The 22,743-nt window shown below is 49.0% G+C and carries 21 protein-coding genes, 1 tRNA gene and 1 riboswitch; of the genes, 8 read left to right on the top strand and 14 right to left on the bottom strand.

Features of this window, described 5'->3' with window-relative positions; translation table 11 throughout:
- Nucleotides 1-26 precede the first annotated feature (26 nt).
- The 3 genes from EOE65_RS12285 to EOE65_RS12275 form a co-directional block, all read right to left on the bottom strand.
- Entirely contained in the window at nt 27-704 is a 678-nt protein-coding gene (locus EOE65_RS12285; protein WP_127694608.1) for a hypothetical protein, read from the bottom strand.
- A 166-nt stretch (nt 705-870) separates the two neighbouring features.
- On the bottom strand, nt 871-2,172 hold the full coding sequence (locus EOE65_RS12280; RefSeq protein WP_127694607.1) for a nucleotide sugar dehydrogenase: 1,302 nt from the start codon (nt 2,170-2,172) through the stop codon (nt 871-873).
- 42 nt (nt 2,173-2,214) lie between these two features.
- Nucleotides 2,215-3,243, bottom strand: coding sequence for an SDR family oxidoreductase (locus EOE65_RS12275; RefSeq protein ID WP_127694606.1), 1,029 nt, complete (start codon nt 3,241-3,243; stop codon nt 2,215-2,217).
- Nucleotides 3,244-3,407: 164 nt separating this feature from the next.
- Here EOE65_RS12275 and prsK point away from each other — a divergent pair, with 164 nt between their 5' ends.
- Both prsK and prsR read left to right on the top strand, forming a co-directional pair.
- Nucleotides 3,408-5,483, top strand: coding sequence for an XrtA/PEP-CTERM system histidine kinase PrsK (prsK, locus tag EOE65_RS12270; protein ID WP_127694605.1), 2,076 nt, complete (start codon nt 3,408-3,410; stop codon nt 5,481-5,483).
- Between the two features lie 21 nt (nt 5,484-5,504).
- The gene (gene prsR, locus EOE65_RS12265; RefSeq protein WP_127694604.1) at nt 5,505-6,851 is read left to right on the top strand and encodes a PEP-CTERM-box response regulator transcription factor; all 1,347 of its coding nucleotides are present in this window, start codon (nt 5,505-5,507) and stop codon (nt 6,849-6,851) included.
- A gap of 111 nt (nt 6,852-6,962) precedes the next feature.
- Here the strand turns inward: prsR and EOE65_RS12260 are convergent, their stop codons facing one another.
- Nucleotides 6,963-8,429 carry a TIGR03013 family XrtA/PEP-CTERM system glycosyltransferase gene (locus EOE65_RS12260; protein ID WP_164847103.1) on the bottom strand — a complete coding sequence of 489 codons (1,467 nt, stop codon included), beginning with the start codon at nt 8,427-8,429 and terminating at the stop codon, nt 6,963-6,965.
- A 509-nt stretch (nt 8,430-8,938) separates the two neighbouring features.
- Between EOE65_RS12260 and prsT the strand changes: the two genes are divergently transcribed.
- Entirely contained in the window at nt 8,939-11,545 is a 2,607-nt protein-coding gene (gene prsT, locus EOE65_RS12255; RefSeq protein WP_127694602.1) for an XrtA/PEP-CTERM system TPR-repeat protein PrsT, read from the top strand.
- A 67-nt stretch (nt 11,546-11,612) separates the two neighbouring features.
- Here the strand turns inward: prsT and EOE65_RS12250 are convergent, their stop codons facing one another.
- Nucleotides 11,613-11,885: a hypothetical protein gene (locus EOE65_RS12250; protein ID WP_127694601.1), complete on the bottom strand. Its 273-nt coding sequence runs from the start codon at nt 11,883-11,885 to the stop codon at nt 11,613-11,615.
- Here EOE65_RS12250 and EOE65_RS12245 point away from each other — a divergent pair.
- Nucleotides 11,866-12,384 carry a LysR substrate-binding domain-containing protein gene (locus EOE65_RS12245; protein ID WP_164847102.1) on the top strand — a complete coding sequence of 173 codons (519 nt, stop codon included), beginning with the start codon at nt 11,866-11,868 and terminating at the stop codon, nt 12,382-12,384. The genes EOE65_RS12250 and EOE65_RS12245 overlap by 20 nt on opposite strands.
- Nucleotides 12,385-12,510: 126 nt before the next feature.
- Here EOE65_RS12245 and EOE65_RS12240 read toward each other — a convergent pair.
- The 4 genes from EOE65_RS12240 to EOE65_RS12225 all read right to left on the bottom strand — a co-directional run bounded on the left by EOE65_RS12240 (nt 12,511) and on the right by EOE65_RS12225 (nt 14,598).
- A tRNA-Met gene (locus EOE65_RS12240) sits at nt 12,511-12,587 on the bottom strand.
- A 54-nt stretch (nt 12,588-12,641) separates the two neighbouring features.
- Complete coding sequence (locus EOE65_RS12235) at nt 12,642-13,019, bottom strand: PilZ domain-containing protein (protein ID WP_127694599.1); 378 nt, start codon at nt 13,017-13,019, stop codon at nt 12,642-12,644.
- Nucleotides 13,019-13,819 (bottom strand): OmpA/MotB family protein, encoded by an 801-nt coding sequence (locus EOE65_RS12230; RefSeq protein ID WP_127694598.1) that lies wholly within the window; start codon nt 13,817-13,819, stop codon nt 13,019-13,021. The genes EOE65_RS12235 and EOE65_RS12230 overlap by 1 nt, the downstream gene beginning before the upstream one ends.
- Nucleotides 13,816-14,598, bottom strand: coding sequence for a motility protein A (locus EOE65_RS12225; protein ID WP_127694597.1), 783 nt, complete (start codon nt 14,596-14,598; stop codon nt 13,816-13,818). Before EOE65_RS12225 ends, EOE65_RS12230 begins: the two co-directional genes overlap by 4 nt.
- A 75-nt stretch (nt 14,599-14,673) precedes the next feature.
- Here EOE65_RS12225 and EOE65_RS12220 point away from each other — a divergent pair, with 75 nt between their 5' ends.
- Both EOE65_RS12220 and EOE65_RS12215 read left to right on the top strand, forming a co-directional pair.
- Nucleotides 14,674-15,525 carry a DUF72 domain-containing protein gene (locus EOE65_RS12220; protein ID WP_127694596.1) on the top strand — a complete coding sequence of 284 codons (852 nt, stop codon included), beginning with the start codon at nt 14,674-14,676 and terminating at the stop codon, nt 15,523-15,525.
- Entirely contained in the window at nt 15,525-16,163 is a 639-nt protein-coding gene (locus EOE65_RS12215; protein ID WP_164847101.1) for a DsbA family protein, read from the top strand. Before EOE65_RS12220 ends, EOE65_RS12215 begins: the two co-directional genes overlap by 1 nt.
- Nucleotides 16,164-16,225: 62 nt before the next feature.
- On the opposite strand, the gene EOE65_RS18345 is transcribed toward EOE65_RS12215, so the two are convergent.
- On the bottom strand, nt 16,226-16,672 hold the full coding sequence (locus EOE65_RS18345; RefSeq protein WP_127694594.1) for a cold-shock protein: 447 nt from the start codon (nt 16,670-16,672) through the stop codon (nt 16,226-16,228).
- A 187-nt stretch (nt 16,673-16,859) separates the two neighbouring features.
- Here EOE65_RS18345 and EOE65_RS12205 point away from each other — a divergent pair, with 187 nt between their 5' ends.
- Together EOE65_RS12205 and plsB are read left to right on the top strand one after the other, a co-directional pair.
- Complete coding sequence (locus EOE65_RS12205) at nt 16,860-17,069, top strand: SlyX family protein (RefSeq protein ID WP_127694593.1); 210 nt, start codon at nt 16,860-16,862, stop codon at nt 17,067-17,069.
- Complete coding sequence (gene plsB, locus EOE65_RS12200; protein WP_127694592.1) at nt 17,044-19,392, top strand: glycerol-3-phosphate 1-O-acyltransferase PlsB; 2,349 nt, start codon at nt 17,044-17,046, stop codon at nt 19,390-19,392. Before EOE65_RS12205 ends, plsB begins: the two co-directional genes overlap by 26 nt.
- A gap of 42 nt (nt 19,393-19,434) precedes the next feature.
- Here plsB and ribB read toward each other — a convergent pair whose 3' ends face one another.
- From ribB to tsaB, 4 genes are all read right to left on the bottom strand, one after another.
- Nucleotides 19,435-20,094, bottom strand: coding sequence for a 3,4-dihydroxy-2-butanone-4-phosphate synthase (gene ribB / locus EOE65_RS12195; RefSeq protein WP_127694591.1), 660 nt, complete (start codon nt 20,092-20,094; stop codon nt 19,435-19,437).
- A gap of 106 nt (nt 20,095-20,200) precedes the next feature.
- Nucleotides 20,201-20,360: riboswitch (FMN riboswitch) on the bottom strand.
- 67 nt (nt 20,361-20,427) lie between these two features.
- Complete coding sequence (locus tag EOE65_RS12190; protein ID WP_127694590.1) at nt 20,428-21,240, bottom strand: class I SAM-dependent methyltransferase; 813 nt, start codon at nt 21,238-21,240, stop codon at nt 20,428-20,430.
- On the bottom strand, nt 21,241-22,050 hold the full coding sequence (locus EOE65_RS12185) for an undecaprenyl-diphosphate phosphatase (protein WP_127694589.1): 810 nt from the start codon (nt 22,048-22,050) through the stop codon (nt 21,241-21,243). It abuts the gene before it with no gap.
- A complete protein-coding gene (gene tsaB, locus EOE65_RS12180; RefSeq protein WP_127694588.1) occupies nt 22,051-22,734 on the bottom strand; it encodes a tRNA (adenosine(37)-N6)-threonylcarbamoyltransferase complex dimerization subunit type 1 TsaB in 684 nt (227 codons plus the stop codon).
- Between the last annotated feature and the right edge of the window lie 9 nt (nt 22,735-22,743).

Genomic DNA, 22,743 nt, shown 5'->3' with positions numbered 1-22,743 from the left:
AAACCCAGACGATACAGCACTACTGATTAATTCGCGTAGACTGTAAAATATTCTGACATTGAATAGTCGCCGCCGACCCAAGGTACATTTTGGTTGATGCCTACAGTGTAGTAACCCTGACTGAGTAAGTCCTTGAAGATCATACGAACTTTGTCAGTTGCAGGCTCTGCTGTACCTGCAGCAGAGTTAAGTAACGCAGCAACTGCATGTTGCTCCATTGTATACCCACCCACAGACTGAGAGCCAAGCCCCTCTAACAATACTTCCATCAAGGACGCAGTCGTCAGACTGCCTGCACTGAACACCCCAACAAAAGAAGACGTTCTAACATAATGCGTACCATTAGACGCCTGATAAAACCCTAGGCCATATCCTTTACTTGCTGCAAAGACCCCAGGATCTTCCCCGTGAGGTACAACCAAATCTCGTTCAAACGAGGACGGCCACGTTTGAGATTGCAGCCATGTAGCAGGAGAGCTACCAGATGGCTGAGCACAGACAGCTGCTTCATCCGGGTGATGGGATGAGAACGTCATTGAGTTAAATGCGGAGGGGGAGCACATCCGACCAGCCCAAGCATTTCTGCTCGCTAAAGACAACACCACAGGCGCAGCCACACCTGCACCAAATAGGCGTCGACGCGACTTATCAACAGATTGGCTATTGTGGTGTGAACCATCTACTTGTTTCGAGTTATCTTTCATGCCTTCCATCCCGATAGGACTTAATCCAACTTTTAATTAGGAAAATGCAATAAACACGCCAAAAAAACCAACCTACTATTTTAAATCGGTTTTTTCGGCTCCTAAAAACACATTTCCAGCGCCATGGAGCCAGCTGTAAAAAAAGCCGACAACACGTCTTAGAAATTTACAAGCGCCACAGTTTCAGATCAGAACCATCAAAGGCACTACGATCAAGAAGCGATTTAACATCCATGACAACAGCACCAGGTGCACAAATCTCTTTGATCTTCTCTGTAGGCATAGCCTTGTATTCACTATGCGCAACAGCAACAATCACTGCTTCAGCGCCCGCTAAATCAGACCACTCAGACAACGCTACACCATACTCTTCCATTGCTTCTTCACGCTCTGCGATAGGATCGTGCACGCATACGTTGCAACTATAAGAGTTTAACTCAGCAATGATATCTTCAACGCGTGAGTTACGCAGGTCAGGGCAATCCTCTTTAAACGTCAAGCCCAGAACAGCAACTTTCGCACCATTAACATTCTTACCGCCACGAATAAGTCCTTTAACGGTCTGCTCAGCAACATACTTACCCATACCATCGTTAGTTTGACGGCCGGCCAAGATAACCTGTGGGTGATGTCCTTCCGCTTCCGCTTTGTATGTGAGGTAGTACGGGTCAACGCCAATACAGTGCCCGCCAACCAAACCAGGGCGGAACGGCAAGAAATTCCATTTAGTACCTGCAGCCTCAAGCACATCCAAGGTGTCAATATTGAGCTTATGGAAAATCAGTGACAGCTCATTCATAAGCGCGATGTTGAGATCTCGTTGAGTGTTCTCAATAACTTTCGCAGCTTCAGCCACTTTCACCGTTGCAGCTCGGTGAACTCCGACTTCCACAACTTTCTCGTACAAAGCAGCAACAGTATCCAGCGTATCAGCAGTATCTCCTGATACGATTTTCACAATCGTTTCCAGGCGGTTAACTTTGTCACCCGGGTTAATTCGCTCTGGTGAGTAGCCTACGAAAAAGCCACCATCAGGCTTACCCTCACCACCTGACCACGGAAGGCCTGACACTTGTTCAAGAATAGGTACGCATACCTCTTCAGTACAGCCCGGATATACAGTCGACTCGAAAACAACAATCGTGCCAGGCTTAAGGTTCTGAGCAACCGTACGACACGCACCCTCTAATGGAGACAAGTCTGGGCGTCGAGCCTGATCGATCGGCGTAGGTACCGCAACGACGATGATCTCCGCTTCTTGTAGTCTTGCAGGGTCACTCGTGTACTCCAACCCAGTAGCAGCCGCTAGACCTTCAGGTTCTACTTCACCGCTTGGATCTACACCGTTTCTATAGTTCTGCAGCTTATTCTCATCCAGATCAAAACCAATCGTCTTAATCTGCTTACCGAACGCTACCGCCAACGGAAGTCCTACGTATCCAAGACCTACAACTGCAATTTTTTCCATTTCAATTCCTGAACTTATGATTCGAAAGAGCGCTTAGTCTGGTTATTTGACGCTATTTGCGTCGTACCATACAACAGTCTCTTTTAATCCTTCATTAATACGAAACTCTGGTTCGTAACCTAAAAGCTGCCGAGCTTTGCTGATATCTGCTTGAGAGTGGCGAACATCGCCTGCCCTGAACTCACCGTAATCTGGCTCAGCTGAAGCAATACTTTCGTCAAACTCCGCGAGTAAACTCTTTAAAACGCTGTGCAGCTCATTAAGGGTGGTTCTATCCCCTACAGCCACATTGTATACCTGATTGATAGCGGCCTCGGATTGCGTCATTGCTGCCAATAGGTTGGCTTGAACCGCATTTTTGACGAAACAAAAATCTCTCGAGGTTTCACCATCGCCGTTAATGCGACACGCTCTTTTTTCAATAAGAGCATCACTCCATTTGGGAATAACGGCAGCGTAAGCGCCATTAGGGTCCTGTCTTGGGCCAAATACATTGAAGTAACGCAGCCCCATTGACTCAAGACCATAGCTACGCGCAAAGACAGCTGCATAAAGTTCATTGACATACTTTGTCACAGCATAAGGCGACAACGGATTACCAATTATATCTTCTTGCTTGGGAAGTGCTGGATGATCGCCATACGTGGATGAGGAAGCTGCATAAACGAACCGCTTAACCTGATTATCGCGCGCAGCGACCAACATGTTAAGAAAACCGTTGATATTCGACTCATGAGTCAGTATCGGGTTCTCCAACGACCGTGGCACACTTCCAAGTGCTGCCTGATGCAGAACGTAATCAACGCCGCGACATGCTTCGGAGCAGTCATTTAGGTCTCTAATATCGCCTTTAATAAAACGAAAATTACTCCATTTGGAGCCCACCAGCTGCTCAACCTCATCCAGGTTTCTCTGATGTCCAGTTGAGAAATTATCAAGACCCACTACTCGCTGGTCCAGACGCAACAACTCCTCCAGTAGGTGAGAGCCTATAAAACCCGCCACTCCTGTGATCAGCCACGTACTCTGGCTGGTCGCCAGCCGGTCTTTTAATTCGCTAAAAGCAGACATTAATATCAATCACCTTTCCAGTAATCAAAGGCTCGGCAACGCTAGCAGCTGGCCTTTTGATTTACAATATTATCCTGTTTTTATTACAACAAATGGGCATATCGGTTAATACGAAACCCCATTCAGGGTTAATATAGAGCCCACACCGATCAGAGAAAATAATTATGCTAAACAGTATAGGGCTATATAGTTATTTATCAGCACTGGTATTTTTTTTCGCCCTTAGTGCGCTACTCATTTTCAGTGCGCGAAGAAACCAAACGCATATTAGCCTTAAAATTGCTGCCGTATGCTCAACTTTGTGGAGCGCGACCGTCACCCTATTCTATTTGCGCTACCTCTCAGCCCCTATACTTCTGCCACTGACTGAAATTATACGCGATTTTGCCTGGTGCTTCTTCCTACTAAAATTAGCCAAACTGGGGCAGCTCAATTCTGAAGGCGGAGTCATCTTCAAACTCACGAACTCGAAAAAAGGCATCGCTGCTGTTGCAGCACTCATTGCTTTTTCTATTTTAGGCCCAGGCCACCTGTTACCTACACAGTTAAGCATCCTGACGCTGAATCATGACTTACCGCTCATAGCATGGATTTCGATATCGATCATCGGACTAACGCTAGTTGAGCAGACTTATAGAAACCTCGACAACCAGCAACGCTGGGCACTCAAGCATCTGTGCTTAGGTGCGGGGTGTATTTTTGCATTCGATTTTTTTATGTATGCCGACGCCCTGCTGTTCCGCAAGCTAGATCAACAATTATGGGTTGCCAGAGGTGTTGTGAATGCAATAGCCGTCCCGTTGATAACTGTCTCGATAACCCGCATGTCGGGCTGGGACAAAAGCATCCAAGTTTCACGTAAAGTCGTCTTTCACACTGCGGCATTGACAGGGGCCGGGATCTATCTAGTTCTCATGTCAGCGGCAGGTTACTTCATCCGCTACTATGGGGGTAGCTGGGGAGGCGTCCTGCAGATTGTATTCCTATGCGGCGCCGGAGCACTTTTATTTACACTGCTGTTTTCTGACCGCATACGCGCGAACATTCGCGTTATTTTGAGTAAGCATTTTTTCAGCTACAAATACGACTACCGCGAGGAGTGGCAGCGTTTCACGCACAGCCTGTCAGATACCTCGCATGAAGCGCCAGAACGGATATGTTTAGCATTAAGCGCCCTAGTCAACAGTGACGGAGCATCGATATGGAGCAAATCAGAAGATGACACTTTCAAGTGCATCGCTTCTATTAACACGCCCATTACCAAAAGCACAGGTACCGAATTTAATTCGCTAATCGGCTTTCTTGCTCGCACTGGCTGGGTCGTCGATATTAAAGAATATAACGAAACACCGGGGCTATACGACAACCTATATCTTCCCGAAAGCATCACCCAAAATCCTAGAGCGTGGCTTATTGTACCGCTTCTGTTTGATACCACACCGAGCGGATTTGTGATCATCAACTACTCGGATCTAAAGGCATCTATTAACTGGGAAGATCGTGACCTACTCAAAATCGCGGGCAAACAGGCCGCTAGCTTGCTAGAGCAACACCAAGCGAACCTAGCGCTGCTACAAGCGCGCCAATTCGAAGCTTTTAATCGACTCTCTGCCTATATTGTCCACGACCTGAAGAACATATTGGCACAACAGTCTCTCATTGTTGCTAACGCAGAGAAGCATAAGCACAAGCCAGAATTCGTTGACGACGTGATTTTAACTGTTCGAAACTCCGTTGATCGCATGACACGCCTGATGGAGCAGATGCGAAATGGTATGCGAGGTTCCTCTCCAGAGACCATTAGTCTGCAGCAATTTTTAGAAAACATATGCGCGAAATACAATCGCTTACGCCCTCTCCCCCTGCTATCAGCTAATGTTAACGAAAGCTGTATTATAGTGGCCGACAGCGATCAACTAGCCAATGTATTTGGCCACCTAATTCAAAATGCTCAAGAGGCAACGCCCGACTCGGGCTCAATATCCGTCACACTAGAGACTGATGAGAACAGGGCAAATATCATCATTACTGACACAGGTTCAGGGATGAGTGAAGAGTTTATCGCTAGCCGCTTATTTAAACCGTTTGACTCAACCAAAGGGTTAACCGGTATGGGTATCGGTGTATTTGAAAGTAGAGAGGTCGTTCGCACATTAGGCGGTGAAATCTCCGTAATAAGCCAACCTGGAGCAGGCTCATCCTTTACAGTTACGCTCCCCTTGGCAGAACAACCAAGTTAACTATTCCAACAGGAAGAAGGAATGAATAGAAACCTCCTAATTGTTGAAGATGATGAGGGCTTACAAAGCCAGCTTCGTTGGTGCTTTGACGGCTTTGACGTAACCATCTGTGCGAATCGCTCCGACGCTATCGCAGCGGTGCGCAGAGTACAGCCGGGCGTTGTGCTGTTAGACCTTGGGCTTCCTCCGGACCCAGGCGGGGTTACCGAGGGCTTTGCAACCCTTTCTGAGGTTCTTTCGCTGATTCCCGAATGCAAAGTTATCGTCGTAACAGGAGATAATGATCGCGGTAATGCGGTTAAAGCGATCGCTCAAGGCGCTTACGACTTCTACCAAAAACCGGCTGACCCCGAAATTCTGACCTTAATGGTTGAAAGGGCTTACCGAGTTTACGAGCTGGAGCTTGAGAATAAGAAGCTTCACAAAGGGTCACAAACAATGCCTCTTGACGGCGTTATCGCAGCTAGCGATGCAATGCTCAAGGTTTGTCGCACAGTCGAAAAAGTGGCGCCATCCGACATTACTACGCTACTACTGGGTGCAAGTGGTACGGGTAAAGAGGTATTTGCCCAAGCCATTCACAACATGAGCCCTCGCGCCAATGAAAAAATGATCGCCATCAACTGCGCCGCGATCCCAGATAACTTGCTCGAAAGTGAACTGTTTGGTCACGAAAAAGGTGCATTTACCGGCGCGACAAAACAAACGATTGGCAAGATCGAAATGGCAAACGGCGGCACCCTGTTTCTAGACGAGATAGGCGATCTACCGTTCGAGCTACAGGCAAAGCTGCTCCGTTTCTTGCAAGAACGGGTCATCGAGCGCGTTGGCGGGCGTAAAGAGATCCCTATCGATGTGCGCATTGTGTGCGCGACGCACCAAGATATAACTAAGCATATCGAAGAGGGCCGCTTCCGAGAGGATTTGTACTATCGGATAAGCGAAATCACTATCAACATTCCTGCGTTGAAGGATCGTGATGGTGATCCACTCCTGTTGGCCAAAGCTTTCCTAACCCGCTTTTGCCAAGAGTATAAAAAAGTTATCAAGGGCTTTGACTCGAACGCAATTGCAGCTATTGAAGCCTACTCATGGCCAGGTAATGTTCGGGAAATCGAAAGCCGCATTAAAAGAGCGGTTATCATGGCAGATGGCAACATGATTACTCTGGAAGATCTTGAGCTTAATATCGACTCCGACGAGGAAGCGCCGCCACTTAACCTGAAGCAAATTCGCGAGGAAGCAGAGAAGAAAGCGATTAGACGCGCGCTTAATCACACGAACGCCAGCATTTCCGAAGCGGCTAAGATGCTAGGTATTACGCGCCCAACCCTCTATAGCATGTTAGAAAAGTACGATATGAAATAACCTGCAAGCCGCCCTAGGGCGGCTTTTTTGCGCGCTGACGCACCACTACCAGCACAAAATTTAGCAATAAAAAAGCCGCTAACTAAGCGGCTTTTTTATTGCTGACAAGTATTAACGAGACCCTTTCTTAAAGAGCACAACCTCGACGGTTTGTATCAAGATATAGATATCTAAAAAGATACTGTGATTCTTAACGTAGTACAGGTCATACTGCAACTTCTGGATAGAGTCCTCGTCAGATGCACCGTATGGGTAGCAAAGCTGCGCCCACCCCGTGACACCGGGGCTCAAGCGATGACGCTCACGGTAGAGTGAGTTAATTTCACCTAAGTGCTCCACAAACTCCGGACGCTCAGGGCGAGGACCAACTAAGCTCATATCACCCACGAAGACATTCCAGAGCTGAGGAAGCTCATCTAAGCGATATTTACGGATGAAATGCCCGACACGTGTCACACGCGGATCATTATCTACTGCCCATTGAGCTTTACCACTGGCCTCAGCATCTGTGCGCATACTGCGGAACTTAATAACATCGAATACGTGACCATGACGCCCCACACGCTTTTGTCGATATAGAATAGGCCCCTTGAAACCACTTTCGATATAGATCGCAAGCGCTGTCAAAAGCATAAAAGGAGCAAACACCAATAAGAGAACAAAGCTAACCAACCAATCTAGCGCTCGCTTTTTAAAGGCACGCAAAGCGTCTGGCGCAAAGCCTTTCGCAAACACCAACCAACCGGGATAGAGAAGGCTTAGTAGAATAATACCGCGCTCACGCTCAAAGAAGTCGAGCATATCTACGATATCGATACCACTCATGCGACAATCTAGGAGGTCCTCAACCGGTAGCTTTTGACGACGATCATCCAGCGCAATCACGATCTCATCCACACGATTGGCGATTGCAAAGTCACGAATCGAACCCTTTATTTTAAGGATACGATCTTGATCAACCTCACGTTGCGTTGATTCATCCAAGCAAACGAAACCCAGCAAATTAACAGCACGCATATCTGACTTACGACGCAAACGATCAATCGAGGATGCACGTTGGCCCACGCCGATAACGATGACACGTTTACGCAACATATGGCCATCAACAAATGCATAGAAAAGCCCACGTACAATCGCGACAACAGCCAAAGACCCAAGCGACGTTAAGCCTAAACTACCAGCGGTGAGCGTTGTTTGCGGAAAGATAAAACCAACACAAGCACAAAGAACCATGCCAAATAGGATCGCCACAACAATACGCGACGCAATACCGTTAAAGCTCTGTCGCTGGCGCGTATCATAGAGACCCATTGCCGCCAAACTAAAAGAGAATGCCGCAACAGGCATAACAGCACTAAGCAAGAGCCAAAGAAACGACCCTGACGCATCAACGGCCGCTGAACCCGCATTGACTGAGTAGCTAACCGCACTAATCAATCCAAACTCGATCAATGCCAAAAGCACAAACTGGGCGTGAACAAAGTGACCAAACAAACGAAACTTACCGTGACAAAAGCGCATTCGAGCTTTTGGAACCTCTCTTTCCGAACCTGCTTGGCGTACGTTCAAGTCATTCATTTGATTACTACAAAGTCCTAAATCCGCTTTTTCCATCAGAAAACCTTTTTGCTTACCGCTGCTTAGAGAGTGTCAACACAGCTATTTGCGACTCCTTGCACATATGTCTCACGTTACTGAGAAAACTGTGGCACGAATATACACGACGAAAACTGCATTTCAATGACCAACAATCGCTAACATGAGACCCATTTGAAACGGCCGTATAAAACAAAGCACCCCAATTTCACGTAAAATTCGCGGCACACATCACATTTATTTAACCGTCTGTGCACAGTAACAATAACCAATTAACCTACGCTTAAACTTTGGAGCTGTAACCTACAGCTTAGCTTAAGAACTTAACCACTGCTCATAACCTTATCTAGTGAGTTACGCTGGAACAAAATGAGCATATGAATAAAGCGCCTAACCTCACGCGCATCAACAAGAAGCGCGTATGATAGGTAATAAGCATCAAACAACCTGAAATCGAGTTCGTCCATCGAGCCAACCAAGGAAGATTTACTATGCGTTTGCTACCACAGCACTTTTTTACACGTAAGTCGCTACCCCTTTTTATCGCCGCAGGCTTGGCACTATCTGGGTGTGGGGACCCACAAAAGAGCGTTGAGGAGTACGTATCTAGCGCCGAATCCAGCTGCCAAAAAGAAGATTTAAAAACCTGTGAGATCGAGCTAAAAAACGCGCTTCAGCAAACGCCGGACCACTCAAAAGCACGCTTCCTGCTAGGTAAGCTCTATTACGATATTGGTAACTATCAAGGCGCAGCGAAAGAGCTTCGTCACGCACTCGCAGGCGCAGCCACAGAATTGGATGTCTATCCGCTTTTCGCCAAAGCGATGCTAAAAAGTGATGATGCAGAGACACTACTCAGTAAGTCAGAGGTAGGCGCTACTGATACGCCAGAGCTCCAGGCACTTAAACAAGCATTCTCGGCATCTGCGCAGTTGCAGCTAGGCAAACGTGCAGAAGCGGAAGCTACGCTGGCAAAGGTGCTCACCAATGCTAACCCTCCTGTACAAGCACGTATTCTCGAAGCACGCATCGCGGCTAGTAAAGGCCAGTTAGATCAAGCCATTACACTATTAGATAACGTCCTAGCATCTGAACCAAACAACATAGACGCGCTCTTCCTCAAAGCCGAGGTTTTTAAAGATAAAAGCGATGTGGCGCAGCTTGAGAGCAGTTACCAAGCCGCAGTTGATGCGATTAAACTTGAGAAAAGTTTTCAGCGATTCCTTGCATTGCGCGGTCTAGCGCATGCTCAGATTTTGGCAAGTAAAGCAGACGCAGCCAGAACCACCGTCGAAACTATCGAATCCAGCTTCTTCAAGCGCCTGTTAAAAGATGATCCGCAACTTATCTATGTACAAACACTGCTAGCATACGACAAAAAAGACTTTACCAGCGCAAAAGAGCTGGGCGAGCGTCTATTAGGCAATACCGAGCAGTTCCCTGCGGTGCTCTTACTTTTAGGCACAATCAATACACAGCAAGGGAATCTCGAGCAGGGTGAGTCACAGCTTGCTCAATTCAGCCAAAAATACCCAAATCACGAGCCATCACGAAAACTGCTGAGCTATATCCACTTGCAGAAGCAAAACCCTCAGCAAGCACTGGATACACTGAAGCCATCCATCAATGACAGCTCCGATCTGCCCACATTGAAGCTCATCGCCAATGCAGCGCTGCAAACAGGCGATACAAAAGCGAGTAAGCAGTACTTCGAGAAAGCATTAGGCAAAGCGCCCGATGACTCCAGCCTACGATTGGGGTTGATTCGCTCCTTTATCTTTGAAGAGAATTACGATGAAGCGATTGAAGAACTCAACGAGCTTGCCAAAGATGAAGCTAACCGCTTGTTCGCCAACCTTTCTATCGTTCGTGTTTACATAAAATCCAAAGACTACGATAACGCACTTGCGACACTAGAAACCTTAAGTGAAGAAGAGAAAGCTCACCCGCTTGTCGATACCATGAAAGGCACCATTTTGCTGATGCAGAATGACAAGCCTGCGGGTAAAGAAGCCCTATTAGCAGCGCTGGAAAAAGAAGCCAATTACGTACCTGCGTTGCGTCAACTCGCCATTGTTGCAGCACAAGAGGAAGACACAGAGCAAGCGCAAGCCTATTTCCAGCAGGCGCTAGACAACAGCCCATCAGAAACGAAAATTGCTGAAGAGTTCGCGGGATATCTAACCTACCTCAATAAAGATGAGGAATCCCTAGAGGTACTGAAGAAAGCGCAAGAGGCCACACCTTCAGAAGATGTGGCACTGCAGATCGCGTTCCGCCATCTTGAAAACAAACAACCGCTGAAGGCCTTCTCTGCACTAACACCCTACAAAGACAGTGGTAGCGCAGAAGTACACGTGTTCTTGGGTCACTCTTACATGCAGCAAGAAGAGTATACACAAGCGCTTGATGCCTATAAAAAAGCAGAAACCTTCAAGCCTAAGTCTGCGTTCATACACTACCTAAAAGCAGCACCGCTGCGCTCCCTTGAGCGGGTAGATGAGGCACGCGACTCACTACAAAAGTCTTTAGAACTTAACCCAGATGCCGTGCCAACGATTCTTGCACTGGGTCAGCTTGAGGCGATGCAGGGTAACTTCGACTACGCCATCAAAGCACTGAGCGGCGCGATCAAACGCGATCCAAATAATGCTCAGTTAATTGGTATCACTGCAGCGATCGTTGCGAAAAGCGGTAATCGTGAAGAGGCACAAAAACTGTACCTCAAGTCGTTTGATTTGTTACCAACAGCGGCACTTGCAGAGCAGATTGCCGCTAACTACTTGCAATCCAATACACCAGAGCAAGCGGCGCCCTTCCTCGAGCGGGCAACCAATAAAATTACTGACAGCGCCCGTTTGCACAATTTATTGGCGAGCATTTACATAGATCAGGGAGAACAAAACAAGGCGATCGATCAGTTTGAGAAAGCTGTCAGCGCCGATGAATCCGATGCACGCGCATTGAATAACCTCGCTTGGCTGATAAAAGAGTCAGACACAGAACGCGCTTACGGCTACGCGCAAAAAGCGTTGCAATTAGATCCAGAGAATAGCGCAATTAAAGATACGGTTATGCGTATCGAGGCCCTGCGTTAAAGTACAACAGCGAGAGTGAGGGATTATACAATCCCTCACTCTGCTTATTTTTTAGAAGGTATCAGCGCTATGGATTTTCGATGCTATGAACCTCTTTCCAATTCCCCGGCTGAACGGCATAAAAGATAAACGCGTTATCACCCTCATACTGAAGCTCTGCGCCATCGGGAAGCCACAAGACATCGCCTTTTTCACCCACCAGTAGACCATCTTTGGTACGTACCTTGAAGGTGCCCTCTAATACCACCACAACCTCGTCGTAAAGCAGCGTCCAAGCGATTTGGCAGTTTCGCCCAGAAGTCGATATCCGAATTTTAGCTGTGGACTCACTCGCAAACATCCGCAATGACGAGTTTGATCTCGCGCTCTTCTATTGCCGAACGCTGCCCTCAAACCTCATCGCGACACCGCTATTTAGTGAGTCGGTATTCCCCGTTTGCAGCCCAGCTTACTTGGCCAAGAACCCACATATTGCCAACCCAGAGAGCCTCGCTGAAAGCACGCTGCTATCCCTAGAAGTGAGAGAGGATTGGTTAAGTTGGAATGACTGGTTTATCAATTGTGATCTAAAACCACCCAGTGAAAATGCTAAACGGATTAAGATCAACAACTACCCACTCGTTATCCAGTCGGCTCTCAATGGTCAGGGGCTTGCGTTAGCATGGGCTCATCTTGTGGATGATTACCTAGCGAGTGACCTTCTGGTACGTCCCGTTGATAAGGCACTCACGACTGAGTCCCAGTTCTATATGCTTGAGCCACCAGAATCACCACGCCCGAAAGTCGGCGTCGAGCTAGTACGCGATTGGTTAGCTAATCAGGTTGAGGGGCAAGTATAGAAGCGATCTCGATAGCTCAGCTCTTGCTATTAAGCAGGAGCTAATCCTGAGAGTGAAAGGTAACGAGCTATAGACAAACAGGCAATAAAAAAGCCGACAAAAACTTGTCGGCTTTTTTATAAAATCTGGTAGCGGGGGCTGGATTTGAACCAACGACCTTCGGGTTATGAGCCCGACGAGCTACCAAGCTGCTCCACCCCGCATCAAATTGTGGTGCGTATATTACGGGAGCATTTTCGCAATTGCAAGACATAAAATTAATTATCGTCCTTACGTTTTGTCGCCTCACGTATATCGCGCCGCTGCAACGCCATAACCAATTTATTCAGTACCGTCTCGTCGCGTGCCGACAGCGCTTCAAATACTCCGCTTACTATATCATCCTGATGCCGCACTATACGCAGCTCACACGCCACTTGGTATCGGCGCCCGACACTAATAAGCAGCTCAATAGGGTATGACGACTGCTTTGTCTCGCCGGCATAACGAAACGCAACTCCCTTCACAGAAAGGTCAATAATTTCCATCTCTCGGCCAGCGACAAGTAGTTTAATGGGGTCGTTAGGCATAGGCTTGACCCGATAGTTTTGTCGCGGGTGGTTTGCATCCTCTTCAAACTCTATTACCGGTTTCATTATTTCTGCGACTTCTCCAGTACAAATTCAATTCGACGATTATCGGCGCGCTGCTCTGGGGTGTTATTGGGACCGATTGGCAGCGAATCACCATAGCCAGTTGCAGTAAGACGCTCAGGGTCGATACCGCCGCGAACCATATAACGCAAAACGGTGGTAGCGCGCACCGCTGATAATTCCCAATTAGATGGGAACTGAGCGGTCTCGATCGGCACATCATCGGTGTGGCCTTGAATATCCACTCGAAACTCTGGGTTCTCCTCGAGACGATCAAGCAAGCCATCGAGTATCGGCATCATCTGACGGTTGAACGCAGCGTCGCCTGAGTTAAACAGTACAGAGCCTTTGACGCGCACACGTATCTTGCCATCCTTCGGCTCGCCGACTTCAACCACATCTTTAACACCCATCGTCGAGAAAACATCTTTCAGGCTGTTAGACATATATTCGAGCTCTTGAGTTCGCTCGCTATCTTCAGGCACTTCAGGTGCACGGGGTTTTTCGTCTTCCAGAATGATGGGCTCGGGCTGGATCTGAAGCTGCTGACTGTCATCCTCTAACGCTTCAGGCAGCTCAGTCGCAGGGGCTCGCAGCTCTTCGGGCAATGGAATAATACTGCCGCCCGTGCTGGTGTTAATGGCCAGTTGAAATGATCGAACAGTGCTCGCGAAGCGCTCCTTTTCCACCGTCGACATCGAGAACAACAACACAAAAAAGACGAGCAATAAGGTCATCAAATCAGCGAACGTAGTGATCCAGCCATTACTCTCTTCGCTATCGACGATCTTGCGCGAACTCATTTTACATCCTTCGCCTTATCACCACCGGTGATCGGTTTACGGGCAGCTTCAGGCAGATAAGCCGATAACTGCTCATAAACGTGGGCGTAATGGTCATTCGTCAGGATACTGATACAGCCTTCACGGATAATCTCTAGGTTCGTCACTTCCATCAATGTCCGTGCCTTTAGCTTTCCGGCGATAGGCAGAAAAACCATGGTTGCCAAAAGGGAGCCATAAAATGTGGTCAACAAGGCCACCGCCATCGCAGGTCCAATGGCTTCAGGATTATCAAGTTCGCTAAGCATCTGTATCAGACCAATCAGCGTACCCAACATACCAAATGCCGGTGCATAAGCGGCCATCTTACGAAACACCTCTTGAACCGAAAAATGGCGCGCCATTAAAGAGTCGATTTCGTTTTGTAGCGTATTACGGATAACCTGCTCAGATGCCGCTTCAGAGAGTAAATTACAGGCACGGCGCAATACGGCCGAATCAGTTTTCACATCGCCTAGCTTAAGCAACCCATGACGATGGCTGATACGGCTCAGCTTGATCATGGTGTCGATCATTTCAGAGGAGTTGGTTTTATCGCGGGTAAACACAATGTACGCAGCACGAAACGCGTTCAGAACATCTTTAAATTGTACTGTCAGCAATGTCGCTGCCATCGTGCCACCGACAACGATCATTACACCGGGCACATTAACGAAGACATCTGCATTGCCGCCGATAAATATCGCAGAGATGATCAACGCTAAGCCCGAGATAATTCCGAGCAGGGAGGCAAAATCCATCTAATCAGATACTCCAAACAACCGATTAAAAATCACAGACTTGAGTATAACAGCTGTTCAAGAGACCATAGCGAGATGAAGACACTTTCGCAGAAATATTTTATCGGCCTCGCCCAGTGGCACCATCCCGAGTGGTATCCAGATCTTGCGGATAAGCGGGCCGCACTCCCCCGTTATGCTGAACACTTTTCAAGCGTGGAAGGGAACAACACCTTTTATGGCCTACCAGCACCAAGTACTTTGCAACAATGGCATGAAGAAACACCAAGCACCTTCCGATTCTGCCTAAAGTTTCCCAAGCGCATCACCCACGAACTCAAGCTGCGCCACTGTGATGAAGAGGTGCAGAACTTCTTAGTGCACGCTGCACAACTAAAAGAGAAAGTAGGCATACTTTGGCTACAAATGAGCCACCAGTTCGCACCGTCAGATCTTCCTTCGCTGGCAAAATTGCTGTCGCAGCTCCCACAAGAGTTCTCTTATGGGATTGAAGTTCGACATTTGAATTTCTTTAACAAGAGCGATGAGGAGCGCGCTTTTAATCGCTTGCTACTTGAGCGGGGTATCAACCGCGTTGCATTTGATACCCGCACACTGTTCGCACACCCAATGCCCGATGCCGTAACACAGGAAGCACTGCGCGCGAAACCTCGTGTTCCGCTTCATGTGATCGCCACAGGCCAGCATCCCATGGTGCGTTTTATCACGCCATTGGATTATCAGCTTGCCTCTTCAGCACTCGACCAATGGGTGAATAAAGCGAAAGCATGGATCGAGGAAGGAAAAACACCTTACTTTTTCTTCCATACACCCAACAACGAACGTGCGCCTCAGTTGGCGATCGAATTTGCTCAACGCCTAGCGGAACTCGAGCCGACATGTGCGCCTCTAAAGGCGTGGACGACACCTCAGCCGGAGCTCTTTTAATGCAGTTTATTTACGTCTTAGATCCAATGTGCAGTTGGTGCTGGGCATTTCAGCGCTCGTTTTCCGATCTAACAGCGCAATATCCCGAGATACCCACCCAATACTTGCTGGGCGGCCTAGCACCGGATACGGATGAACCGATGCCCAGTGAGTTGCGCACCAAGCTGCAGGATATTTGGCGCCATATCGAAGCTAAAACAGGCACACCTTTCAACCACGCATTCTGGCAAAACAATACACCAAGACGCAGTACGTGGCGTGCATGTAGGGCGGTTATTCTGGCAGAAGATGTTGGTACTTCATCTGCTGAAATGGTTGCTGCCATTCAGCAGGCCTACTACACACAAGCACTCAACCCATCAGACCGCTCCACGTTGGTCGATATCTGCCGCAAGCTTGGGGGAGACGCCGAGCTGTTCAGTCAAAAGCTTGATGATCCCGAGACACAAGAGGCGCTTAATCAACATCGTCAGCTTGCGAGCCAGTTAGGTGCTGACGGGTTCCCCGCGTTGCTGTTAGCCATCGAGGATAAAGTTTACCCGATTACATACGGCTACACCGATGGCGCAGCACTCATCACTCGGACCCGCCAAATAATAAGTGAAGCCTCACTCAAAAGTAGAAAAGCACCGGAGTAGCGTCTAAAAAACGGGCAAAAAAAAAGCGGAGCTTATGCTCCGCTTTCTCATCTAATCAGCGATTAGCCACGCACAACAGAGACATCTTCTGCTTGCAAACCTTTATCGCCCTGACGCGCATTAAAGCGCACCTTTTGTCCTTCATTTAACGAACGATGGCCACGGCCACGGATATTGCGGAAGTGGACAAATACATCGTCACCATTTTCACGGGTAATAAAACCAAACCCTTTTGAGACGTTAAACCACTTCACCGTTCCTTGCTCGCGATCATCATTTTCATCATCTTCTGCTTGCTCCGCGCCAGCGCTGTAACCACTTGCAGCAACGGGTGCTGACTTACCTGCAGCAGCGATCAAGGTACAAACCAATACAACAACGAATACGGTGATGATCGACATAGCGCCCAATTCAATTTGAGCTGAAGATGTTGCATTCAACAACAACGGAACTAAAACGGACGCGATAACACTAACAATCACACTACGAACTATCTGATTACCACTCATCTATCTATCTCTTGTCTTATTCATTACTATTATTTTAGATCGTGTAACTAAATCAAAGCACGATAATCTGTCAGATATACATAAGAAAACTCAAACATTCAATAGGTTATATCTTATTCCTGACACTCATTGACGACAATATCGGCTGATATTAACGCAAGTCATTAGAACAACGGATATTCGCTTTATGACACCAGAAGAACAGATAGCTAATTTGGAAGCCCGCGTGGCCTTTCAAGAAGAGGCTATCGACCAGCTTAGCAACGCGATGGCCAAACAAGATCGCATTATTTTGGATCTACAACAGGCACTGCGCTTAATGAATGATCAACTGAAAAAATTAAGCGAGCCGATGCAGGAAGTATCGGCAGATGAACCGCCACCACCGCACTACTAACAGGCTACCTATGTTGTTCTCGTCTTGGCTCAAAAAGCCGCTGCTTCGTATGCTGGTGAACACGAATGTGCAGGGTCAGCACCATCTGAAACAGAGTAACCAAACCCTCTACATTCTGGAAACCGACCGAACCTCACATCAGCTGTTATTAAAACGCTGTATGAAAGATGCAGGGTTTGAGCGCCCACTTCCGCTGATTCTAACCGCTAGCCATCACCATGGTAACGAGTCGCGCCAACGCCTTGAGGCACAGGTTGAGCGGCTTGGCTTCTTGGCGGATGATCAGGATATCGAGGTGGTACCCGTCTCTATTTTCCATGGCCGTATGCCAAGACGCGAAACCTCTCTGTTTAACTTATTATCAGGCGAGCATTGGAACACAGCAAACCCTCTGCGCCGCGCCTTACAAGTGCTGGTCAACGGCCGCGATACGTTAATTCAAGTGGGGCGTCCTCTCTCGCTAAAAGCTTTGGTGCAAAGCCACCCTGATCAACCTTCTGGTGTCTATGCGCATAAGGCACTGCGGCTTATTCAGACCTATTTTCACCGCCGCCGCAAGGCCATATTGGGGCCTGCGCTGCTTAATCGCTCGGCCCAGTTGAGCCTCATCTTGAAAGACCCAGACGTCAAAGCGCAAATTCACGCACTGGCCGCACAAGAGCACGCACCCTACTCCGATATCGAGCAGCAAGCCTATCGAGAGCTAGATAAGATTGCCGCCAACTTCAGCCCTGCCACTGCTCGGGTACTCTCGTACTTTCTGGGCCTTTTTTGGACCAAGGTTTATCGTCGTGTGCACGTCACAGGTATCGATAAGGTGCAAGAGGCGTCTATCGACAGCCAAGTTGTTTACTTACCCTGTCACCGCAGCCATATGGACTATGTCATTTTATCTTGGAACCTCTATCAACATGGTTTGATGATTCCCCATATTGCTGCTGGCGATAACCTCAACGCGCCCATCCTCGGCTCTATTTTAAAGCGCGGTGGTGCCGTATTTATGCGTCGCAGCTTCCGCGGTGACAAGCTATACGCAACGCTCTTTAAAAGTTACCTGCGCCATATGGCCGCGCGCGGTCATGCGCTGGAGTATTTTTTAGAGGGTGGTCGCAGCCGCACTGGCCGCTTATTATCAGCGAAAGCCGGTTTGCTCACTATGACCATCGAGAACTACCTGCGTGACTCGAGTAAACCGGTCACGCTCGTGCCTGTTTGGATCAGCTACGACAAACTGGTTGAGAGCAAGAGCTATCAAAAAGAGCTTGATGGCGGCAAAAAGGCCAAAGAGTCTTTGTGGGGGCTGCTGGTGACACTCAAGTCTTTCACACGCCAATTTGGCGATGCGGCACTATCGTTTGGCGAACCTATCCCCTTGGCGCTCCCCTCCACCATAGATGACAACCTAGCCGATCAAGCCAAGCAGATGGCACCCAAGTTCGCCACTGAGGTACTCACCAAGATCAACGCCGCAGCATACGTGAACCAGACTGCGCTGATCGCTACGCTACTACTTGGCTCGCCACAACTACGTATCGAAAAACAGCACGCGCATCAGGCATTACATATGTTGAAAGCGCTGCTGCTCGATCTACCCAACCCACCAGCTGATATCGCAGCTGGAGAACCCGAGCGGTGGCTTAAAAAGGCACTGCAGCGTGACCAAGTAAGCATAGACGAGGAACACTACTACCTCACTGCTCACCAAGCTCGCGAGATGACGTTTTATCGCAACCAGCTTCACCATATGTTGCTATTACCGAGCATCTATCTCCTTTTGGCCAAGCGTTACGCTAAGCCCCGCTTGCAGACACTCCCTGTGTTAATACGGCCGCTATTTCAATTGATGCAACGTGAGCTGTTTCTCCCTTGGCAAGCACAGGATCTGCCGGAAGTTTTCCGCCGGACACGACAGGCACTAGAGGCGCAGGCGTGTATCTCCCATGATAAAAACGGTGCGGTTACACTCTCAGATAATCCTTTGAGCATCGTGCTCATGCAAACCGCCGAGCCTGTTTTACTGCGTTACTTCATCGTCCTTCGTGTGCTTCAACATAACAGCGCAATGCTGCGGGAAGAGCTCTTGCAAGAGAGTCAACGCATTGCCGCTGAACTACATCACCTATTTGGGTTTAACTCACCTGAGTACAGCGATATTCGAACCTTAGATAGCTTTGTTGAGACTCTCCTCGAACAAGGTGCACTCGGCAGCCAAGATGGGCTGATCTCAGCGCAATTTGCCACTGAAAAACTACTGCAGCGTGCAAAGCAGATACTTAATCAACAGGCTGTGAGCTCTATCGAATCTCACCTTTCGCCTAAGTGATAAGGGCTATGGCTGGAGCATTCTCCAGCCATAGCGCTAGCCTCAAACGTTTGGACTTATTTGCCGATAGCTGACAATATCCGCAATCGTTAAGATCGGCAGTGCGTGCTTATTGGCAAAGGTTTGCGCGTCGGACAAGCGCGCCATTGTCCCATCAGGATTCATAAGCTCACACAACACACCTGCCGGTGATAAGCCAGCCAACCTGACAAGATCGATGGTGGCCTCAGTATGACCACGGCGCCCTAACACACCCTCATCATGGGCTCTTAACGGAAAAATATGCCCAGGTCTAGCAAGATCCTCAGCACGAGCACCGATTGCAGTTGCTGCTCGAATCGTAGTGACGCGATCAGCCGCAGAGACGCCCGTCGTTACTCCCTCACGTGCTTCAATACTAACCGTAAAACCGGTCTGATTTTGGCTTGTGTTGTGTTCCACCATTGGCGGCAAAGCCAGATGATCAGCCGCAGCACCCGACAAACAAAGACAAACGATACCGCTGCCATCGCGGATCATCATCGCCATCTGCGACTCAGTTAAGTGCTGGGCAGAAAAAATAAGATCAGCTTCGTTTTCACGATCTTCATCATCCAGCACGATGACTCCGCCGCCGGCTTTAAGCTGTTCGAGGGCTAACTTCATACGCTCGAGTGGCGTACCACCAAGGTTGTTTGGCTTTAAACTTAACATCTGATTCATGGTATGACTCCTAGGTTTACCTGAATCAGGGCGTCAGAAGACACTGTATGCGACGCACACAGCGATACGGGCGTGTCAGCCCCGCTTTCACGGGCCCCACACCGAAACGTATTCTCTCCCATCCGGACTATAACCGTCGGCACTGGATTCTCACCAGTTCTGCTGGACCCTTAAGTGTTAGCTTAAGGCGCTCGCGGGCTTGGCAGACACACGGGGTGCGCTACTTTACCGCCGGTGGGGAATTTCACCCCGCCCTGAGAATAAATAAATGGATATGCTCAAATTGAGCGAGCCTACATTAGCACATCGTGCTAGCAGGAGGATAGAAACGAATCAGAGCACCTTCTCAAGTGCGGCGAGTGTGTAGATGTCGTAACGGCTCGACTTGCCCTCGACCTGATAGGTCGGTTGAGTCTCATGCTCAATAGTTGGCGCCTTACGTGGTCGTTTGACGACAACCCGGGCTTTCGCAAACTCAAGGGCTGCATCGAGAAGCTGGCTAGCATCGTCATCGGCACCTACCACATCTCGGAATAAACGCATCTCTTTTTTCACTTGAGCGCTTTTGTCCGAGTGAGGAAACATAGGGTCAAGATATACGACAGCCGTCTGTGTAGCCTGCTGTTGAGCCATAAGCTGCGCCGCATTGCCGTGCAGTAACGATAGCCTTTGGACAATATCAGTAATTTCGCTTTCCTGCTGCGCACGATATAAACCATCCGCTAACAGCGTATGCACAATGGGGGAGCGTTCCACCATCGTCACGTCGCAGCCGAGTGTTGCGAGCACAAAACTATCTTTACCGAGCCCTGCGGTTGCATCGAGTATTGTGGGACGCACACCACTTTTAACTCCCACCGCTTTAGCAATCATCTGGCCACTACCGCCGCCAAACTTGCGCCGATGGGCCACTGCACCGGTAACAAAGTCAGCCCAAACAGGCCCAGGCGCTTTCTTTCCCGTCTGTTGTAGCTGCACACCATCATCAGTGCAGTACAACAAAAGTGGCCATTCACAAAACTTCAGTTGACCAACCACACCGACACAGTCGAGTTGCAACTGTTCTGCTAAACGCTGGGCATGGGGAGCATGATAAGGAGATGATGCAGCCACGACAGGCTGCACCGTAAGTGTTTGTTCGTTCATTTAGATGGCTGGGACCATAAAGTAGACACAGAGCAGCAGTATACCCAACGCGAAGCGATAAATAACGAACGGCAACATACCCACCTGATCGAGCCACTTCAAAAATAGGTGAATACAGGCCAATGCACTCAGGCCGGACAACACAACGCCACCGGCAACAAACTCCCACTGCGCGGGCGTCGCAGTTTGCACTAGCTCCAATGCTTTGTAAGCACCTGCAGCTGAAATAGCAGGGATCGAGAGTAAGAACGAGAAACGCGCAGCCGACTGCCGATCAAAGCCCAGCATTAACCCGGCGGACATTGTAATTCCCGAGCGAGAAGTGCCGGGAATCAAAGCAATAGCTTGCGCCACACCAATCAGCATCGCTTCTTTAAAGGTGATTGCGCTGAGCGCTTTAACCTCGGTACGTTTCGCATCCGCCCACCAAAGCACCGCGCCAAAGATAATGGTCGTCCCCGCGATCACTAGCATTGAGCGGCCGTAGTGGTCGATGATGTCATTCATCAGGAAACCGAAGACCATCGCTGGAACGGTCGCGAAGATAACGAGCCAAGCGATATTACCATCAATACTTTTTTGGCCACGAAACGAGGCAAAAAACGCGCATAGCATACGTGCTACGTCATCGCGAAAGTAAAACACGACCGCCGCTAACGAGCCGACATGTACGCCCACATCAAACGCTAAACCTTGATCTTCCCAGCCCAATAACTGAGAAGGCAAAATCAAGTGTGCCGAGCTCGATATCGGCAGAAACTCTGTCAGCCCCTGAATTAACGCCAGAACGACAGTCTGGATCCAATCCATCTATTGTTGATCCTTCTTTTTCCAAGCCACTTCATCACGCAGGTAAACAGGCAGGGCATCTTCAGGGGCAACCATATCGCCCTTTTCAAATGCCGCCGCAGCCAAGCTAGCCATGCTCCCTGCTCGCGGATAGCATTCTACGTCTGGCTCGTTAACTGCGGACTGAATAGCTGCGCTCATATCCTCTAAATAACGCCATCCACTGCCCGCTGCGTGCCAAACATGCTCATCCGGTAGCGCAACATTGGCTGGGGCATCAACCCGCTCTTGATCAACCAGTACAGGCAAACCTGCATCAAGCCGGAACGCTCCCCAGTACACTTCGTCCATACGCGCGTCGAGCGCCGCGATAACCCGCTCATGCCCCTGTTGATGCTGCTGTAGCGCGATCGCGGCTAATGTCGAAACCGGTACTAACGGTAGCTCAGCCGCGAAGGCCAACCCCTGCGCTACGCCTGTCGCGATACGGATCCCCGCGAAGGAACCCGGCCCGCGGCCAAAGGCGATCGCATCCAAGTCAGCAATGGCCAATTCAGCGTCGGCCAGTATCGCTTGCACCATCGGCAGTAGTTGCTGGGTATGTTGGCGCGGGATAACGCGAAAATCCTCTTTCACCTCGCCATCCAAATAAAGAGCTACGGAACACGCGTCCGTCGAGGTATCGAGCGCTAAAATTTTTGCCATAAGGGAGCA

Origin of the sequence: Neptunomonas marina (assembly GCF_004005935.1) — a bacterium.
Classification (GTDB): Bacteria; Pseudomonadota; Gammaproteobacteria; order Pseudomonadales; family Balneatricaceae; genus Neptunomonas; species Neptunomonas marina.
Note: the sequence above shows the minus strand (reverse complement) of the source record. Positions and strands in the feature narration are given on the sequence as shown.

What these genes read in the sequence shown, in the direction of transcription:
- prsK (WP_127694605.1), top strand. Translation starts at nt 3,408, where the DNA reads ATGCTAAACAGTATAGGGCTATATAGTTATTTATCAGCACTGGTATTT.
- EOE65_RS12190 (WP_127694590.1), bottom strand. Translation starts at nt 21,240, where the DNA reads ATGAACGAACAAACACTTACGGTGCAGCCTGTCGTGGCTGCATCATCT.
- EOE65_RS12275 (WP_127694606.1), bottom strand. Translation starts at nt 3,243, where the DNA reads ATGTCTGCTTTTAGCGAATTAAAAGACCGGCTGGCGACCAGCCAGAGT.
- tsaB (WP_127694588.1), bottom strand. Translation starts at nt 22,734, where the DNA reads ATGGCAAAAATTTTAGCGCTCGATACCTCGACGGACGCGTGTTCCGTA.
- EOE65_RS12280 (WP_127694607.1), bottom strand. Translation starts at nt 2,172, where the DNA reads ATGGAAAAAATTGCAGTTGTAGGTCTTGGATACGTAGGACTTCCGTTG.
- plsB (WP_127694592.1), top strand. Translation starts at nt 17,044, where the DNA reads ATGAACCGCCACCACCGCACTACTAACAGGCTACCTATGTTGTTCTCG.
- prsR (WP_127694604.1), top strand. Translation starts at nt 5,505, where the DNA reads ATGAATAGAAACCTCCTAATTGTTGAAGATGATGAGGGCTTACAAAGC.
- EOE65_RS12215 (WP_164847101.1), top strand. Translation starts at nt 15,525, where the DNA reads ATGCAGTTTATTTACGTCTTAGATCCAATGTGCAGTTGGTGCTGGGCA.
- EOE65_RS18345 (WP_127694594.1), bottom strand. Translation starts at nt 16,672, where the DNA reads ATGAGTGGTAATCAGATAGTTCGTAGTGTGATTGTTAGTGTTATCGCG.
- EOE65_RS12185 (WP_127694589.1), bottom strand. Translation starts at nt 22,050, where the DNA reads ATGGATTGGATCCAGACTGTCGTTCTGGCGTTAATTCAGGGGCTGACA.
- EOE65_RS12250 (WP_127694601.1), bottom strand. Translation starts at nt 11,885, where the DNA reads ATGTTTGCGAGTGAGTCCACAGCTAAAATTCGGATATCGACTTCTGGG.
- EOE65_RS12235 (WP_127694599.1), bottom strand. Translation starts at nt 13,019, where the DNA reads ATGAAACCGGTAATAGAGTTTGAAGAGGATGCAAACCACCCGCGACAA.
- EOE65_RS12260 (WP_164847103.1), bottom strand. Translation starts at nt 8,429, where the DNA reads ATGAATGACTTGAACGTACGCCAAGCAGGTTCGGAAAGAGAGGTTCCA.
- EOE65_RS12230 (WP_127694598.1), bottom strand. Translation starts at nt 13,819, where the DNA reads ATGAGTTCGCGCAAGATCGTCGATAGCGAAGAGAGTAATGGCTGGATC.
- EOE65_RS12285 (WP_127694608.1), bottom strand. Translation starts at nt 704, where the DNA reads ATGAAAGATAACTCGAAACAAGTAGATGGTTCACACCACAATAGCCAA.
- EOE65_RS12225 (WP_127694597.1), bottom strand. Translation starts at nt 14,598, where the DNA reads ATGGATTTTGCCTCCCTGCTCGGAATTATCTCGGGCTTAGCGTTGATC.
- EOE65_RS12220 (WP_127694596.1), top strand. Translation starts at nt 14,674, where the DNA reads ATGAAGACACTTTCGCAGAAATATTTTATCGGCCTCGCCCAGTGGCAC.
- prsT (WP_127694602.1), top strand. Translation starts at nt 8,939, where the DNA reads ATGCGTTTGCTACCACAGCACTTTTTTACACGTAAGTCGCTACCCCTT.
- EOE65_RS12205 (WP_127694593.1), top strand. Translation starts at nt 16,860, where the DNA reads ATGACACCAGAAGAACAGATAGCTAATTTGGAAGCCCGCGTGGCCTTT.
- ribB (WP_127694591.1), bottom strand. Translation starts at nt 20,094, where the DNA reads ATGAATCAGATGTTAAGTTTAAAGCCAAACAACCTTGGTGGTACGCCA.